Annotated in this window: 11 protein-coding genes and 1 pseudogene; 11 read left to right on the top strand and 1 reads right to left on the bottom strand. The window is 70.3% G+C overall.

Translation table 11 applies throughout. From position 1 onward, the window contains the following. Window positions 1–34 precede the first annotated feature (34 nt). From AB0D10_RS30860 to AB0D10_RS30850, 3 genes and pseudogenes are all read left to right on the top strand, one after another. A complete protein-coding gene (locus tag AB0D10_RS30860) occupies window positions 35–1,549 on the top strand; it encodes a cytosine permease (protein WP_360262241.1) in 1,515 nt (504 codons plus the stop codon). Window positions 1,550–1,576: 27 nt separating this feature from the next. Next, window positions 1,577–2,476: pseudogene (locus AB0D10_RS30855) on the top strand (IS701 family transposase). 613 nt (window positions 2,477–3,089) lie between these two features. Then, window positions 3,090–4,118, top strand: a complete 1,029-nt coding sequence (locus AB0D10_RS30850; protein WP_360262240.1) for an NAD-dependent epimerase/dehydratase family protein — start codon at window positions 3,090–3,092, stop codon at window positions 4,116–4,118. Here the strand turns inward: AB0D10_RS30850 and AB0D10_RS30845 are convergent. Further along, on the bottom strand, window positions 4,111–5,460 hold the full coding sequence (locus AB0D10_RS30845) for a hypothetical protein (RefSeq protein WP_360262239.1): 1,350 nt from the start codon (window positions 5,458–5,460) through the stop codon (window positions 4,111–4,113). The genes AB0D10_RS30850 and AB0D10_RS30845 overlap by 8 nt on opposite strands. Before the next feature lie 273 nt (window positions 5,461–5,733). Here AB0D10_RS30845 and AB0D10_RS30840 point away from each other — a divergent pair, with 273 nt between their 5' ends. The 8 genes from AB0D10_RS30840 (at window position 5,734) to AB0D10_RS30805 (ending at window position 14,560) form a co-directional block, all read left to right on the top strand. Continuing rightward, window positions 5,734–6,171 (top strand): ATP-binding protein, encoded by a 438-nt coding sequence (locus tag AB0D10_RS30840; protein ID WP_360262238.1) that lies wholly within the window; start codon window positions 5,734–5,736, stop codon window positions 6,169–6,171. A gap of 92 nt (window positions 6,172–6,263) precedes the next feature. Further along, complete coding sequence (locus AB0D10_RS30835; RefSeq protein ID WP_360262237.1) at window positions 6,264–6,647, top strand: hypothetical protein; 384 nt, start codon at window positions 6,264–6,266, stop codon at window positions 6,645–6,647. 142 nt (window positions 6,648–6,789) lie between these two features. Then, window positions 6,790–8,022: a methyltransferase, FxLD system gene (gene fxlM / locus AB0D10_RS30830; protein WP_360262236.1), complete on the top strand. Its 1,233-nt coding sequence runs from the start codon at window positions 6,790–6,792 to the stop codon at window positions 8,020–8,022. A gap of 49 nt (window positions 8,023–8,071) precedes the next feature. Further along, window positions 8,072–8,242 (top strand): FxLD family lanthipeptide, encoded by a 171-nt coding sequence (locus AB0D10_RS30825; RefSeq protein WP_360262235.1) that lies wholly within the window; start codon window positions 8,072–8,074, stop codon window positions 8,240–8,242. 89 nt (window positions 8,243–8,331) lie between these two features. After that, window positions 8,332–11,385 carry a lantibiotic dehydratase gene (locus AB0D10_RS30820; protein ID WP_360262234.1) on the top strand — a complete coding sequence of 1,018 codons (3,054 nt, stop codon included), beginning with the start codon at window positions 8,332–8,334 and terminating at the stop codon, window positions 11,383–11,385. Beyond that, window positions 11,382–12,584, top strand: coding sequence for a lanthionine synthetase C family protein (locus AB0D10_RS30815; protein WP_360262233.1), 1,203 nt, complete (start codon window positions 11,382–11,384; stop codon window positions 12,582–12,584). Before AB0D10_RS30820 ends, AB0D10_RS30815 begins: the two co-directional genes overlap by 4 nt. 15 nt (window positions 12,585–12,599) lie before the next feature. Continuing rightward, window positions 12,600–13,436 carry a thiopeptide-type bacteriocin biosynthesis protein gene (locus AB0D10_RS30810; RefSeq protein ID WP_360262232.1) on the top strand — a complete coding sequence of 279 codons (837 nt, stop codon included), beginning with the start codon at window positions 12,600–12,602 and terminating at the stop codon, window positions 13,434–13,436. Continuing rightward, the gene (locus AB0D10_RS30805) at window positions 13,433–14,560 is read left to right on the top strand and encodes a hypothetical protein (RefSeq protein ID WP_360262231.1); all 1,128 of its coding nucleotides are present in this window, start codon (window positions 13,433–13,435) and stop codon (window positions 14,558–14,560) included. The genes AB0D10_RS30810 and AB0D10_RS30805 overlap by 4 nt, the downstream gene beginning before the upstream one ends. Window positions 14,561–14,758 lie beyond the last annotated feature (198 nt).

Below are 14,758 nucleotides of genomic sequence, written 5' to 3'. Positions count from 1 at the left end.
AGGTGGGCACGACACCCCCCATGGAGGGCCCCCAATGGCGTCCACGCTCCCGGACCACCCCCACAGTTCCCCCGACCTCTCCCCGCAGGCCGCGGCCCCGCAGGCCGCTGCACCGCCCGCCGCAGTCCCGCACACCGCAGCCCCGCACGCCGCTGCACCGCACACCGCAGCCCCGCCCCAGCTGGAGCGGAACGGTCGGGTCGAGGTCCACGGCATCGACCACATCCCCGAGACCGAACGGCGCGGCCGCGCCCGCGAGCTCTTCTCCGTCTGGGCGGCGGCCAACGTCAACTACCTCAACCTGGTGGTCGGCGGCGCACTCGTGCTCACCGGACTCAGCCTCCCGCAGGCCTTCGCCGTGGTCGTGGTCGGCAACCTGTTCTGGCTCGGAACCGGTCTGCTCGCCGTCTCCGGACCGGCCGCCGGCGCGCCCAGCGAGGTCATCACCCGCGCGATGTACGGCGTGCGCGGCAACCGCGCGAACAACCCGGTCACCGGCTGGATGATCTCCGTCTGCTACTTCGCGCTGAACCTCGCGGCGGCCGCCGTCGCCGCCTTCTCGCTGGTCGAGCGGGCGGGCCTCACCCCGACCACTCCGATCAAGGTCACCATCGTGATCGCGATCGTCGTGGTCACCCTCACCATCAGCGTGTACGGCCACGCCGTGATCGTCCGGCTCTACCTGCCGATCACCCTCGCGCTCGCCGCGGCCTTCGCGGTCGTCGGCTACGCGATCGTCCGGCACGCCGACTTCGGCTGGACCCAGCCCGAACCGCTCGGCGGCGGCCGGCTCTGGGCGGCCGTCCTGGCCGGCGTCACCCTGATCGCCTCCGGTCCGCTCTCGTACACCACCAGCGCCGACTTCTCCCGCTACCTGCCCGCGACCACCTCCCCACGGGCGGTCCTCGGCTGGACCGCCCTCGGCGGATTCGTGCCCAGCGTCCTGGTCGGCGGCCTCGGTGTGCTCGGCGCCACCGCCGTCGACATGACCGACCCGCAGGCCGCCCTGCAGCGGATCCTGCCCGGGTGGTTCAACCCGGTCTTCCTGCTCTCCCTGGTCGTCGGCACCATCGCCGTCAACGCGCTCACCGCCTACAGCGCCGGCCTCGCCCTGCAGGCCGTCGGCATCCGGATCCGCCGCACCCTCAGCGTGCTGGTGGACGGCGCGGTCGCGGTCTCGCTCACCCTGTACGCGCTGCTGGTCTCCAACTTCCTCGACACCGTCAGCAACGTCCTTCAACTGACCGTCGTCCTGCTCGGCCCCAGCACCGCGATCTACGCCGTCGACATCCTGCTGCGCCGCAACCGCTACGACGGGCACGCCCTCGGCGACGAGAGCCCCGGCAGCCCCTTCTGGTACCGCGCGGGCGTCAACCCCGCGCGGCAGCCCGCACCGCTGGTGAGGATCAGGCGAGGGGTGGCGACGCACCGTCGCCGACCCGGCCGACCCGAAGGCGCTCGCCCTCGCGCTGATCGCCGCGATCATCGCCGCCACGCCCCTGCGGCGAAACCACCCGGACCAGGGTCTGGACGACGCGCCGTGCGGTGACCGGGGGACGCACAGGCATGGTCCACCATCGCACCAACTCCACCAGAGCAAGCAGTAATTGAAATACCGGCCCTGGGCAAGGTCGCCAACTGCCAGATCGGTGTCAGCGTCCACGCGGTCTCCGGCAACGCTTCCTGCCCGCTGTCGTGGCGCCTGTTCCTGCCCGAGTCCTAGGACGGACCCGAGGCCGCCGGTCGGCGGGCGGCCTGCCGGATCCCCGAGGACGAGCACCACCGGCCGAAATGGCGTCTGGCGCTGGACATGCTCGACGAACTCGCCGGCGCGGGGCTGCGGCCCGCCGTGCTGGTCGCGGACACCGCCTACGGGGCGAACGCCGACTTCCGCCACGGTCTGGAGGAGCGCCACGTGGCCTACGCGCTGCAGGCCAAGGGCGAGATGACCGCCTACGCCGAGGACGCCGAGCCGTATCAGCCGCCCTACGGCGGTCTGGGGCCGCGGCCGCTGCCGCGCTACCGGTCCCGCCCCGTGCCCTTGCGCGAGCACGTGCTGGCCGCCGGGCGCCGCTCCGGGCGGATCGTGACCTGGCGCAAGGGTTCCAAAGCGGCGATGAGTTCGCACTTCGTCCTGCTGTGGGTCCGCCTCGCCGGGCGGCGGCCCAAGCCCGCCGCCGACGGCACGATCCCGCTCACCTCGCTGATCACCCAGTGGCCCGAGGGCGAGACGGAGCCGGTCAAGTACTGGATCTCGAACCTGCCCGCCGACATCCCCGCCAAGGACCTGGTCCGGCTGGCGAAGTCACGCTGGCGGATCGAACACGACTACCGAGAGCTGAAGACCCGCCTGGGCCTGGACCACTTCGAGGGCCGTTCCTACATCGGCTGGCACCGCCACGTCACCCTCGTCAGCGCCGCCCACCTGTTCCTCACCGAACAGCGCGCCCTCCCAAAAGCCCTGGCCAGGGCCTGACCTTCAACCAGGCCCTGGACCTCCTCCAACACCTCATCGCCACCTGGACCGGAACCTGTCCCACATGCCGACAACCCATCCCATGGCAGCCCTACGACACCACCTAACAGAGCACTACTAGGCGAAGACAGCTGAGGAACCCGACCGCTGAGTAATCCCTGCGAGCGAGGGGCCGACCGGGACTGGAGGGCCTGGTGGTGGAAGCCGGGGGAGCAACCCCGCGAGCGTGGGGGTTGCACCCCGGCGGCCGCTCCACCGGACGGGCCGTTCGGGTACGCGTCCTGGTGTCGGCCCCGCGCTCGCGGGGGTTGCTCCTTGTTCAGGGGGTGGCCGCTGGCCCTGGCGAGGTCGGCCCTGCACGCGCCGGGATCGCTCTGGCTGTAGACACCCTGCGGAAGCGCGCGGCCCGTCGGGGTTGAGGTGTTCGACGGCGCCGACACGGTGGACCTCGCACGCTGATCCTGGCAGAGCGACGCGGACCCTTCGCGAGGTAGGGGACGAAGCCGGGTGGTTGATCTCCCATCCCCGATGCTGGCGAGGCCTTCAGACTGCGCCCTGACGCTTGAGCCGAGCAGCTGGCGCCGACCGGAGATCACAGGGCAGGATCGTCGGCATGCGGATTCTCGTGATGGGTGGGGGCTGGTTCCTCGGCCGGGCAATTGTCAGTGGTGCGCTCGCCCGGGGTTGGGAGGTGACGACCTTCAGCCGTGGGAAGTCGGGCATCCCGGTGGCCGGCGCGGTGGCGGTGCACGGGGATCGGGAGCGGCCGGACGACATCGCGCGGCTGGCCGCCCACGGCCCGTTCGATGCTGTGGTGGACACCTCCGCGTCCGAGTTGGCGCCGCGTACCGTGCTGGCCGGGGCGGAGATCCTCGCCCCGTTCGTGGGTCGATACGTCTACGTCTCCACTGTCTCGGCGTACCGGGGGTGGCCGGACGAGCCGTTGAGTGTGGATTCCGAAGTGCTGGACGGGCCAGCGGATGCAGATGCCGAGTACGGCCGTCTGCCGGATGACTGGACCGGCCCCGACTACTACTACGGGCGGCAGAAGGCGGGCGCCGAGCGTGCCGTGCTCCGCATGTTCGGCGACGGCCGGGCGTCTGTCCTGAGGCCGGGTGTCCTCCTCGGTCCAGGGGAGTACGTCGGACGCCTGCCCTGGTGGCTGCGCCGGGCGGAGCGCGGTGGCGACATCATGGCGCCGGGTGATCCCGGGCGAAGCATCCAGCCGGCGGACGTGCGCGATGTCGCCGAGTTCGCGCTCGAGCAGGTGACCCGGACAGGGCTCCAGGTGCACAACGTAACGGCGCCCGTGGGGCGGGAGACCATGGCAGGCTTCCTCGATGCCTGCCTTAGCAGCACGGGCAGCACGGGGACGCTGGTCTGGACACCGGACGAGGTGCTGATCGCTGCTGGCGTGCGCCAGTGGACCGAGGTCCCCCTGTGGCGGACCCACGCCGGAGCGTGGGCCATTGACTCGTCCACGGCGTTCGCTGCCGGATTCCGCAGCCGGCCCCTCGCTGAGACCGTGGCGGACACCTGGGCCTGGCTTCAGGAGGGCAACCTGCCCGTGCCGCACCCTCGCTGGGCGGAGCACGGCATCGCTCCGGAGAAGGAGCTCCGGATCCTGGAACGGGTCAGCTGACGTCACCGCTGCCGATCGCGAGCCGCGCCACGCCCGGGCCCAGAAGGCGAGGTGCGGCCACCGCGGTGAATTCCTCGATCTGTTCGGCAAGTGACGTCGCGGCGACCGAGTCACGGAACGTCGGTGAGACGAGCTCGCCGCGCACCGCGTCGAGCCGCTCCACCAGACCCGCCCCACGCCATTGACGGGGAATCGCGAGCACCGGGGCCAGTGCCTCGGCCGCCCCGTCGAGGTCTCGCCCCAGCAACAGGGCCATGGCGAGGTCGGAGGATGCCTGAGGGGCCACGACGAAGGGAACCGTGTTCGTCGTGCTCTCCGCGATCAACTGGAGGGACTGCCTCGCTGAGTTCTCCGCGCCCGCCCCGTCACGCAGGAGCAGGTAGCTGGAGCTGTTCGACATCGCGACCCGCTCCTGACTGAAAGCGAACTCCCCGGCCAGGTCATCGTGGATCGCGTCGCGTCGGCGGCCGCGGTCCTCCAGGCTGAGCCGTATGGCCCGCTGTGTCTCCCCGACGCGGCCCAGGTGCGCGTGGGCGCGAGCGGCGATGGCTGCCAGTCGCGCCTTGCCGGCGTCGCCGACGTCCGCGAACTGCTGAGCCGTTGTGACGTGCCGGACCGCCTGCGTGGGGTTGCCGTTCCAGTAGGCCAGGATGGCCAGATAGCCGTAGGAGTACGCCTGGAGCGCGTCATGCTCGGCAAGCTCTCCGTACAATGCGGCCGCGCGCAGCAGCTCGACGGAGATCGACGGCAGACCGAGGTCGAAGGCGCAGCCCCCCAGGAGGGCGGACGCCTCACCGGCGGCCAGGTACAGGCGTCCGCGCTGCGACAGGCGCTGCGTCCGGTCGAGCATTACCTTCGCAAGCTCCAACACCTCCTTCACCTGGAGGTAGATGTCGTGCGGCGGAGTGTTGGTGTGCGCCCGGACCAGCCGGGCCAGGTCGTCTTCGAGCTGGTCGATGCTGAGGTCGGGCAGGATCTGTGCTGCCGCCTCCGTGGCGTGTGCGCGGGCGTCTCGTGCGGTCATTCGAAGTTCACTTTCATCGGGCATCGGCCTCGCGGGTAGCGCCGACGCCTGCTCGTCGGAGCATGGCCCGAACAGTTCCTTGGCGGCTCGCCCGAACATCCGTTTCAAGATCTTCGGGGCCGGCCTGCGCGGCATGCTGGTGTCGCCCTTCTTCCATCGCTGGAAGCTCATCTCGGAGACCGCCGCGCCGCGGTAGATCGGGTCTCCGGTCTCCTGGAACAGGAGGTTCGCGGTGCGTTGGTAGTCGTCGGCGAACTCGGCGAACGTCAGTCCGTCGCGCTCGACTAACTGGTGCAAGAGCGTCTGAGGCGACGTCATCAGGTTTGTCCCTCCGCTGGGTGGCAGCGCGAGAGGCTGCACGTGGCCGTCACCTATGTGCCTACCACCAAGGCCCGCGATCCCAAAGGCACTGCCTCGAAGTGGTGGCCAAGTGGTGGCCATGGACGCGATCCGTCACCCGATCGTGCATCAAGTGACGGCTGGAAAGAGATGGTCGTGTCGGCCCTCGGACGACACGCTGTACCTCCGCAAAGCGAACCGAAGCCCACGGAGCCCGCGCTGCTCCATACGACGGGAGCGGGTGCAGCATCCGTGAATGACATCGTTCATGCAGCTCAGCGACGCTGGCAGGCCGACTACAAGGCGGAACTCAGTGCCGTCGGACAGGTGCGGCGCGCAGTTCGGGCCCGCCTCCTTCGCTACGGGCTGGAAGAGGACAGTGATGCGTTGGGCGAGCTCATGGTGATGGCCTCGGAGCTGGTGACCAACGCGATTGTTCACGCCTGTGCGGTCGGGGACGTCGCCACTGTCCGGCTGTGGACATGTGGCGGTATCTGGCAGCTGGAGGTGCAGGACCCGCTCTGCCGGCCTCTGCCGGAGCCGACCGAGGCCGGCGCCGCGGCGACCGGTGGTCGAGGGTTGCTGCTGGTTCGTGGACTGTCCGACGAGTTCGGCGTGGAGCTTCTGCGTGGGAGGGGCAAGAACGTGTGGGTGCGTAAGGTGGCTGCCCCGGCGATGGAGGGACGATGAGGGCGGTGTTCCGCCGACGGTGCCTTAGCAGCGAAGTTGCCGGCGTACCCGACACTCCTGGGGCTGCGGTCCGACCCGGCTGGGAGACTCCCGTGATCGGATCGAGTCCGGGCCCGTCCGTGGTCCCGGACCGGGTCGCCGACGGCTACTGGTGCGAGGTGACCGGCTTCACCGACGGTGCCGGTCGAAAGCTGGTGCTCGCCACCTTCGAGGCGAGCACGCCGCGGGTCGCGGTCCACTGGACCCTCGCTCGCCTTCGAGCCATGTCCGAGCAGTTCGACCCGCAGGATGGTCACCGGGTCAGGTCGTTGCTCTCCACCCAGGAGGACCAGGAGGCGGCGATGGCGGAGATGGTGTTCGGGCAGGTCTTCACGCTCACTGTCACCGTGAGCGGCGTGGTGTACGTCCTCTCTGCGGCCGCCAGCACGGGGGCGGAGCCCCGGCTCCCGGGACGGTCGCCGCTCGCCACGAGGTGATGCCGGGCCGTGAGTGGCCCACTTCCCGCCGACGCGGCTGCGCCGATGTCGAACCGGGGGAGGGCGGGATGCCTGGCGCGTGCCGGTGTTCCGCCGAGCACGACACTGCAGGTGAAAGCAGTACCGACAACTAGGAGTTGCGATGTCCACCTTCTCGGGTACGACCGGTCAGTCCTCACAGGAGACCGTGGAGCGGCTGCGCGCTGGGATGGTCGAGGCGCTGCGGGGCGACGGCACGGTGCGGACGGACCGCGTCGAGGCCGCCTTGCTGGCGGTTCCCCGGCACGTGTTCGCTCCCGAGGTGCCGCTTGAGGAGGCGTACGAGCCCGTCCGAGCCCTGGTGACCAAGCGCGACGAGCACGGTCTCGCCGTGAGCTCGGTGTCGGCGGCGCAGATCCAGGCGCTGATGCTGGAGCAGGCGGACGTGCAGCCGGGGATGCGCGTGGAGGAGATCGGGTCCGGCGGATACAACGCCGCGCTGATCGCCGAACTCGTCGGACCGGACGGCGACGTCGTGACGGTGGACATCGACCCGTTCGTCACCGACCGCGCGGCCGAGTACCTCGACGCGGCCGGGTACGGCCGGGTGCGGGTGGTGCTGGCCGACGGCTCGGAGCAGGTGACCGGAGGGCCGTTCGATCGGATCATCGTCACGGTCGGTGCGTGGGACCTGTCGCCGGCGTGGACGGACGGACTCGCCGACGGCGGCACGATCACCGTTCCACTGCGGATGCACGGTCTCACCCGCTCCATCACCTTCCGCAGGGAGGGCGACCGGTTGGTGAGCCTGTCCGCCGAGGTGTGCGGCTTCGTCAAGATGCAGGGTGCCGACTCGCACGACGAGTACCTGGTGCTGCCGCGCGGCACCAAGGAGGTCGGTCTGCGCTTCGACGAGCTCGACCGGCCGGACACCAGCGGCATGGCCGGAGTCCTGGACGGGCCGCGGACGGAGCTCTGGGCCGAGGTGACGGTCGGCAACCAGGAGCCGTTCGACTCGCTGTACCTGTGGCTGGCCTGCGCGCTCCCTGGCTTCGGCCTGATCTCCGTCGACTCCGCACTGGACACCGGGACGGTCGTCCCCGCGAACCGGATGGCGTGCCCGGTGATCGTGGACGGTGACAGCCTGGCCTATCTCGCGCTCAGGAAGACCGGCGACAGCCCGGCGACGTACGAGTTCGGGGCGCACGGGTTCGGGCTCAACGGAAAGCGCTTGGCCGAGCTGGTCATCGACCAAGTGCAGGTTTGGCACAGCGACAACCGCGCGTACGGCGGCCCGACCTTTACCGCCTACCCGGCGTGCACCACCGACGACCAGCTGCCGGACGGGCCGGTCATCGACAAGCGCCACGTCCGGCTCCTGATCACCTGGCCGTAACCCGCGCCCAGGTTGCAGAGCACCACCACCCACAAGGAGGAATCACGCCATGGCCAAGGGAATCGATGTGGCCGCTGCCACGGTCGACGGCGACTTCGATCTGGACCTGACCATCGTCGAGGGCTCGGATCCGGTGGCCGCGCTCCTGCGGTCGACCGACGACAACTGCGGATCGACCTGCTCGGGGTCGGCCTGCGCCAGCGGTGGCGGCAACGTCTGACCGCTCCCACCTGCGTGACAGAGGCCCGGCGTGCGGCTGACGCTGCCGCACACCGGGCCTCGCCCTTCCCGGAAACGAGGTGAACCACTGTGTACCGAGCCGTGGGCCCTGCCGTGCTTCGCGCATCGGCCTGGTCGCGTGAGACAGTCACCTGGCCCGACCTTGCGAGCGGCTCCGCTGCGGAGCTGCGTTCCTGGCTGCAAGTCGCCTGGGCCGATCCCGCGCTGGTATCGGCGGTGGAGGTGGCCGCCGGCGCGCAGCTGGGCAGCCGCGTTCGGGCGGTGATTGCGGGGAAGGAGATCGGCAGTGCCCGCCTTCGGCGGCTGACGACCTCCGTGATGCACTACGTCCTGCGTGCGCAGGGCAGGGCCACGCCGTTCGGGTTGTTCGCCGGGGTCACCGCCGTCCCCTTCGGGCGCGAAGCCGTCGCCCCCGAGTGGGGGCCGGTCCGGGCCGTCGCCCGGCCGGACTCCAGATGGCTGAAGGGAAAGTCGAAGCTTCTGGAAGAGCTGCTGGCTGAACGGCTGCCGGTGATCGCCAACAACCTCCACGTCGAAGCGGCAGGACGGATCGTCCTGCCGGTCACCCCGCATCCGGCGGACCGAATGCCGGTAGAGGTATCCGTACGCGCCACCCGAGCGGTCCGCGCGGCACTGCACGAGGCTTCCACCGCCATCGGACTCGGCACCTTGGCCGATCGGGTCGCCGACCAGTTACCTCGCGCGCAGCCGGGCCAGATCCGGCTGATGCTCGGCGAACTGCTGCGTCAGCGGTTGCTGATCAGCGCGCTGCACCCGCCGATGACCGCCGTCGACCCGCTCGGCCACCTTCTGGCGGGACTGGCAGAGCTCGGCGCTCACGATGTCCCGCAGGCGGCCTGGGTCGTCGATGATCTCGGGTTGGTGGCGGACAGCCTTGACCGGCACAACCGCCTCTGCGAGCCCGGTGTGCAGCGGAAGGTACGGCAGGTACTCACCTCGATCATGGCCGAGTCTGGAGATGACCGGCCCTTGATGGTGGACCTGCGGCTGGATGTCGGCCCGGTGGCGCTGCCCGAACAGGTTGCCGCCTACACGGCGCGAGCGGCAGAGCTCCTGACCCGCCTGAGCCCCCAGCCGCGAGGAAACCCGTCCTGGCTTGACTACCACGCGCGCTACATCGAGCGGTACGGGCCCGGTGCCGTCATCCCCGTCACCGAGCTGGTGAACCCCGACACCGGACTCGGGCTCCCTGCCCGGTACCGGGATTCGTCGTTGCCGGATGTACCTGCTCGGCTCGGGCGCCGCGACGGCCGACTGCTGGCCATGGCCCAGAAGGCTACCGTCGAGGGCACGGTCGAGATCGCGATGGACAAGCGCATCATCGAGCGCCTGGCAGTGGACCAGGACCCGGAGCTGGTGCAGCCGAGCGCGGAACTCACAGTCCACCTGGGCGCCGCCAGTCCGGCCGCGCTGAACAGCAGGGAGTTCACGGTGACGGTCGTTGCCGTGCCCCGTGCGGCCGGCACCACCACAGCCAGATTCCTGCACCTGATCGACGGCGCTCTTCGCGAGGACCTCGAAGACGCGATCTGTGGGGTGCCGACGTTACGTGCCGATGCCCTGCCGGTCCAGCTGTCCGTACCACCGCTGTTCACCAAGGTGGAGAACGTCGCCCGCGTGCCTGCGCTCCTCCCGGTGTTGTCGCTGGGGGAGTACTCGGCACCAGGTCGGCCGGGTCTGCAGCTGGACGAACTGGGGGTGTGCGCGGACGAACACCGCATGTGGCTCGTCACGTTGGCCGATCGCCGCCCGGTCGAGGTCCGCGTGCTGAACGCCGTGGAGTTCCGGGCGCACACCCAGCCGATAGCCAGGTTTCTCTGCGAGATCACCAACGCCTTCACACCGGTGCTCACCGGCTTCGACTGGGGAGCGGCCGGCAGACTGCCGTTCCTGCCCCGACTTCGCCACGGACGGATCGTGTTGTCTCCGGCTCGCTGGAACCTGCCCGCCACCGATCTGCCTGCAGTTGAGACGCCTTGGGGGGAGTGGGAGAAGGCGGCCCGTGCCTGGCTTTCGCTGTACCGCGTGCCGGCCCTGGTCTACCTGACCCGACGTGACCTGAAGCTGCCGCTCGACCTTGACCAAGCGGCACACCTATTCCTGCTGCGTGAACACCTCTTCCGGGAGCCATCGGCCGTCCTCACCGAGGCCCCGATCCCGGGATCGAACGGATGGTGCGGCGGCCGGGCACACGAGATCACCGTTCAGCTGCGCTCGACCCGGGCCCCGTTGCCAGCCACCCGGCGACGGCCCGCGCGCTGCACCGGGGCTCACGACGGGCACCTGCCGGGAGCGTCTCGATGGCTGTACGCCAGGCTGTACGGCAACCCGAACCGCGCCGACGCCGTGCTGGAACGGATGCCGGTGCTGCTCGGACAGTGGACCGACACCCCACAATGGTGGTTCCTGCGCCACACGGACCCCGATCCCCATCTGCGCCTGCGGTTGCTCCTGCCTGACGCCGCCCCGTGGACGCTCGCTGGGGAGCGGATGGCCGAGTGGTCCAGCCAGCTGCGGGCCGACGGCCTGATCACACGGCTCCAGCTGGACACCTACCAGCCGGAGACCGGCCGATACGGGGAGGGCGCGGCACTACGCCAGGCCGAAGCCGTGTTCGCCGCCGACTCTCGCGCCGTCATCGCCCAGCTCGCGTACGTGGCGGCCGAGAAGCCTGACCGTGCGGCGGTGACGGCGGCCAGCATGACGGCCATCGCCACCGCGCTGCTCGGGCCGGACACCGGCCGTAGTTGGCTGCTCAATCAGCCATCCCCTGTTGGTGACTCGCGGATGCCTCGCTCCGTCAGCCAGCAGGCGATCGCGCTGGCCGAGCAACCCGGGCTCTGGCCTGCGCTGGAACTCACCGCCACAGGCCGGGCGGTGGCCCGCGCCTGGGCCGAGCGTGCACACCAACTCCGCACCTACCGCCAGACCCTGCTCGAACGAGGCGAGTTGGAGCCGGAAGACGTGATCGGGGCGCTCCTCCATGTCCATCACGCACGAGCGATCGGCATCGACGTGGAAAGCGAACGTGCTTGCCGCCGCCTTGCCCGCGCCGTCGCCCTCTCCGACACCGCCCGCCGCCCGGAAGGACCACTCCGATGACCACCACCGCCGAGCGTGACCACGACACCTTAGTTGCGCTGACCGCTTCGCTCCTCCTGCCGCCCGACAGTGGCTCGGCGAAGTGGGGACAGTCCCTGGCCAAGGGCGCGCCAGGCATCGCCCTGCTGCACGTCGCCCGCGCCGCCTCTGGCAGCGGCGACTGGGACACCGCACACGCCTGGGTCGCCGCCTGCCTTCGCCGCCCCGTCCTCTCGACCCCAGGCACCGGTTTGTACTTCGGCGCGCCTGCACTGGCTCACCTGCTGCGCACCGCTGCCGCGTACGGTCCCCGAGCCTATGTGTCGCAGATCGCCCAACTGGATGCGACGGTCGAGAAGATGACCGAGCGGCGCCTCGCGACAGCGCACCAACGAGTCACCCAGCTCGACCGGCCGATCTTCGCCGAGTACGACCTGCTGTACGGAATGACCGGCCTCGGGGTCCATTTTCGGTCCTGCGGCGACAGCCACCGGCTTCGCGACGTGCTCACCTACTTGGTCCGGCTCACCGAGCCGCTGCGGGACCGCCCCGGCTGGTGGACCGATATCGCGCCTTCGGGGGACCCTTCACCGCACTACCCTGGTGGCCACGGCAATCTGGGCCTCGCCCACGGTATCCCCGGCCCCCTCGCGCTGCTGGCTCTCGCCTACCGCGACGGCATCCGAGTGCCTGGCCACCGAGAGGCGATCGAGCGGATCACCGCCTGGTTGGACGCCTGGCGCCAGGACGTCCCCGCCGGATCGTGGTGGCCGGAAGCCCTCGTCGCCAGCGAGATCCGCGCGGGCCGTACCCGCCAGCAGAGCCCACTCCGTCCCTCCTGGTGCTACGGCACCCCGGGTATCGCCCACGCCCTGCACCTGGCAGCACTCGCCACCGAGGATGGAGCGCGAGCCGGGAACGCCGAGCAGGCCCTGGCCGACTGCCTCGCCGACTCCGCCCAGCTTGCAGGACTCGCCGACAACAGTCTCTGCCACGGAACCACAGGACTTCGGTTGCTCGCTCACCGCTTCGCCGACCGCGTGCCGAACCCGGAGACAGAGGACCGACTCCGCGCAGCCGCCGACGCCGTGCCCCTCCTGGACATCGCACCCGTCGAACCGGGTCTGCTCGAAGGCGCAGCCGGTACCGCTCTGGCGCTGCACACCCTCACCACCGGCCGTGCCGGCATCAACTGGGATGCCTGCCTGCTGCTGATCTGAGCCGAAGGAGGCACCGTGAACAGCCCTGACGAACCGTCCTGGTTCCAGCACCACCTGCACCTGGCCGGCCCCACCGCCGAGATCCACGCGGCGCGGTACCTCGGCCCAGCCCTGGCCGCCTTGGAGGGCAACGCCGTAATCGCCACCTGGCACTTCCTGCGAAAGGGCGACCGCTGGCGGCTGCGCTTCCAGCCGGCCGGCACGGCGGAGGGGGCCACCGGCACGACGGCGGTGGAAGAGGCGCTGGAGCAGTGCCGCGATGCCGGAATGATCACGGCCTGGACCACCGTGGTCTACGAGCCGGAGACCCGCGCCTTCGGGGGCCTGGAAGGGATGGATGCCGCCCACCGCCTTTTCCACCTCGACAGCCGCTGCGCCCTTGCCTATCTGCGCGCAGTCCACACCGGTCAACTTCCCGACCAGCGGCGCGAACTGGCCGTCCTCCTCGGCGTCGCAGCGATGCGAGCAGCCGGTCTGGACTGGTACGAGATCGGCGACACGTGGGTGAAGGTCGCCGAGAACCGTCCGACCACCACGGCCGGCGGATCGCGACTCCGCGATTCGGTGCGGACCCTGCTGAGTACGGACACCGGGCCGGACTCGGCTCTCGTGTCAGGTGGCCGACTCGCCTTCGCCGCCGAATGGTTCGAGGCCTTCGGGGACTACGGCCGCGGACTCCGGAAGCTGAACGACAGCGGTCGGCTCCAACGCGGGCTTCGACGGGTCCTCGCGCACCAGCAGCTGTTCCACGCCAACCGGCTCGGGCTCAGCCATGAGGAGCAGGCCCTGCTTGCCGGCTCCGCCGCGACGGCCGTCCTCGACCTGTACTCCACTCCAGGAGCCGCCCCGTGATCACAACTGGCCCGCTCGCCGGTGCGCTCAACCGCTACCCGCTCGTCCCCCGCAAGCGCGCTCTCGCCCGTCCTCTCGACCATCGGGTAGGACGGCTCACCGAGCTTGCCAAGGCGGCCGACGTCGGCTCTGACCTCGTCGCCGCGTCTGGCGTCCACAACCTCGCGGCCCTCCTGGCCGCCGACCGGGGCCTGCCCGACTTGGCCCGGACTCTGTGCTTCAGCCACGCGGACCTGTACCTCGCCCGTCGCCCGCTCGCTGCCGAACACGCCTGCCTCGCACTCGAACCGTTGGTCAACCTCGCCAACCTGGCCATCCGCGAGGGTGACGGCAGCGGTGCAATCGCCGTGATGGACGAACTCGCGCTCGCAGTCGCCAGCGGGAACGACGCGGTGCTGGAAGGCCGGACGGTCACACTCGCCGACTTGACCATTCCAGGCCCCGCGAAGGGAGATGTCAGTGAATGGCTGGACAACGTGCGCGTGTACGACGGCGCGCGTGCCCTCGTCCGGGCCGGGCGCTGGGTTGACGCCTACCTGCACCTGAAGCAAGCGGGCGAGGGCGGCCGGAGAATGTTCGACGGCCGCCAAGTCGGTGCCATCGCCCTCACCGTCCAGGGGCACACTGACCTGGCGCTCAGGGTCCTTGCCGAAGCCCCGGCCGAGGAACCCTGGGAAGCCGTTGTCGCCTCCTCGCTGACCGTCGCCTGCATGCTGCTCGCCGGCCGCCCGTGCGCGGAGCAGGCCGAGGCGATGATCAACGCCCACTGTTGCCTGGACAGCCACGATGACATGCCGATCTTCGACCTCCGTCTCGCCCTGACGGTCTCCGATCTTGCTGCGGCGGCCGGTCGCCCCGGTGACGCCGAGAGGATCTTCGCTGACGCTGCCCGTACGGTCCTCGTGGGGGCCGAAGGCTACAGCGCCCGCGACCTGCTCGCGCACCCCCGCTCGGTCAACCTCACCGGAGCCGAGCGCGAGCAGCTCTCCGCTTTCGTCACCTCGGCCGGCCTGGGCGCACTCCACCTGTCCACCGACCTCGAGGACCGCATCAGCGCTGCCCTGACCCTGGCCACGAAGGTCATCACCACCACGCTCGACACGCCCCCAAAGGATTCTCGTTGAGGCCACGGACCTGATCGTCACGCCAACTGGAAGCGCGAACACTACGGCCGGGAGAACGAGACGACGGCAAGGTCGGTGCGCAGCGACATACCGCCTCCGCCTGCTGAGGCCGTCTTCCTCGGCCCCGACCGGCGAGTTCCGGCGAGACCACCGCCGACCGCTGCCCCCGGCGCCGGCGGCCTCCATGGAGGCAAGGTG

Source organism: Kitasatospora sp. NPDC048545 (assembly GCF_040651155.1).
Taxonomy (GTDB): Bacteria; Actinomycetota; Actinomycetes; order Streptomycetales; family Streptomycetaceae; genus Kitasatospora.
This window is presented reverse-complemented; position numbering and strand designations above follow the sequence as displayed.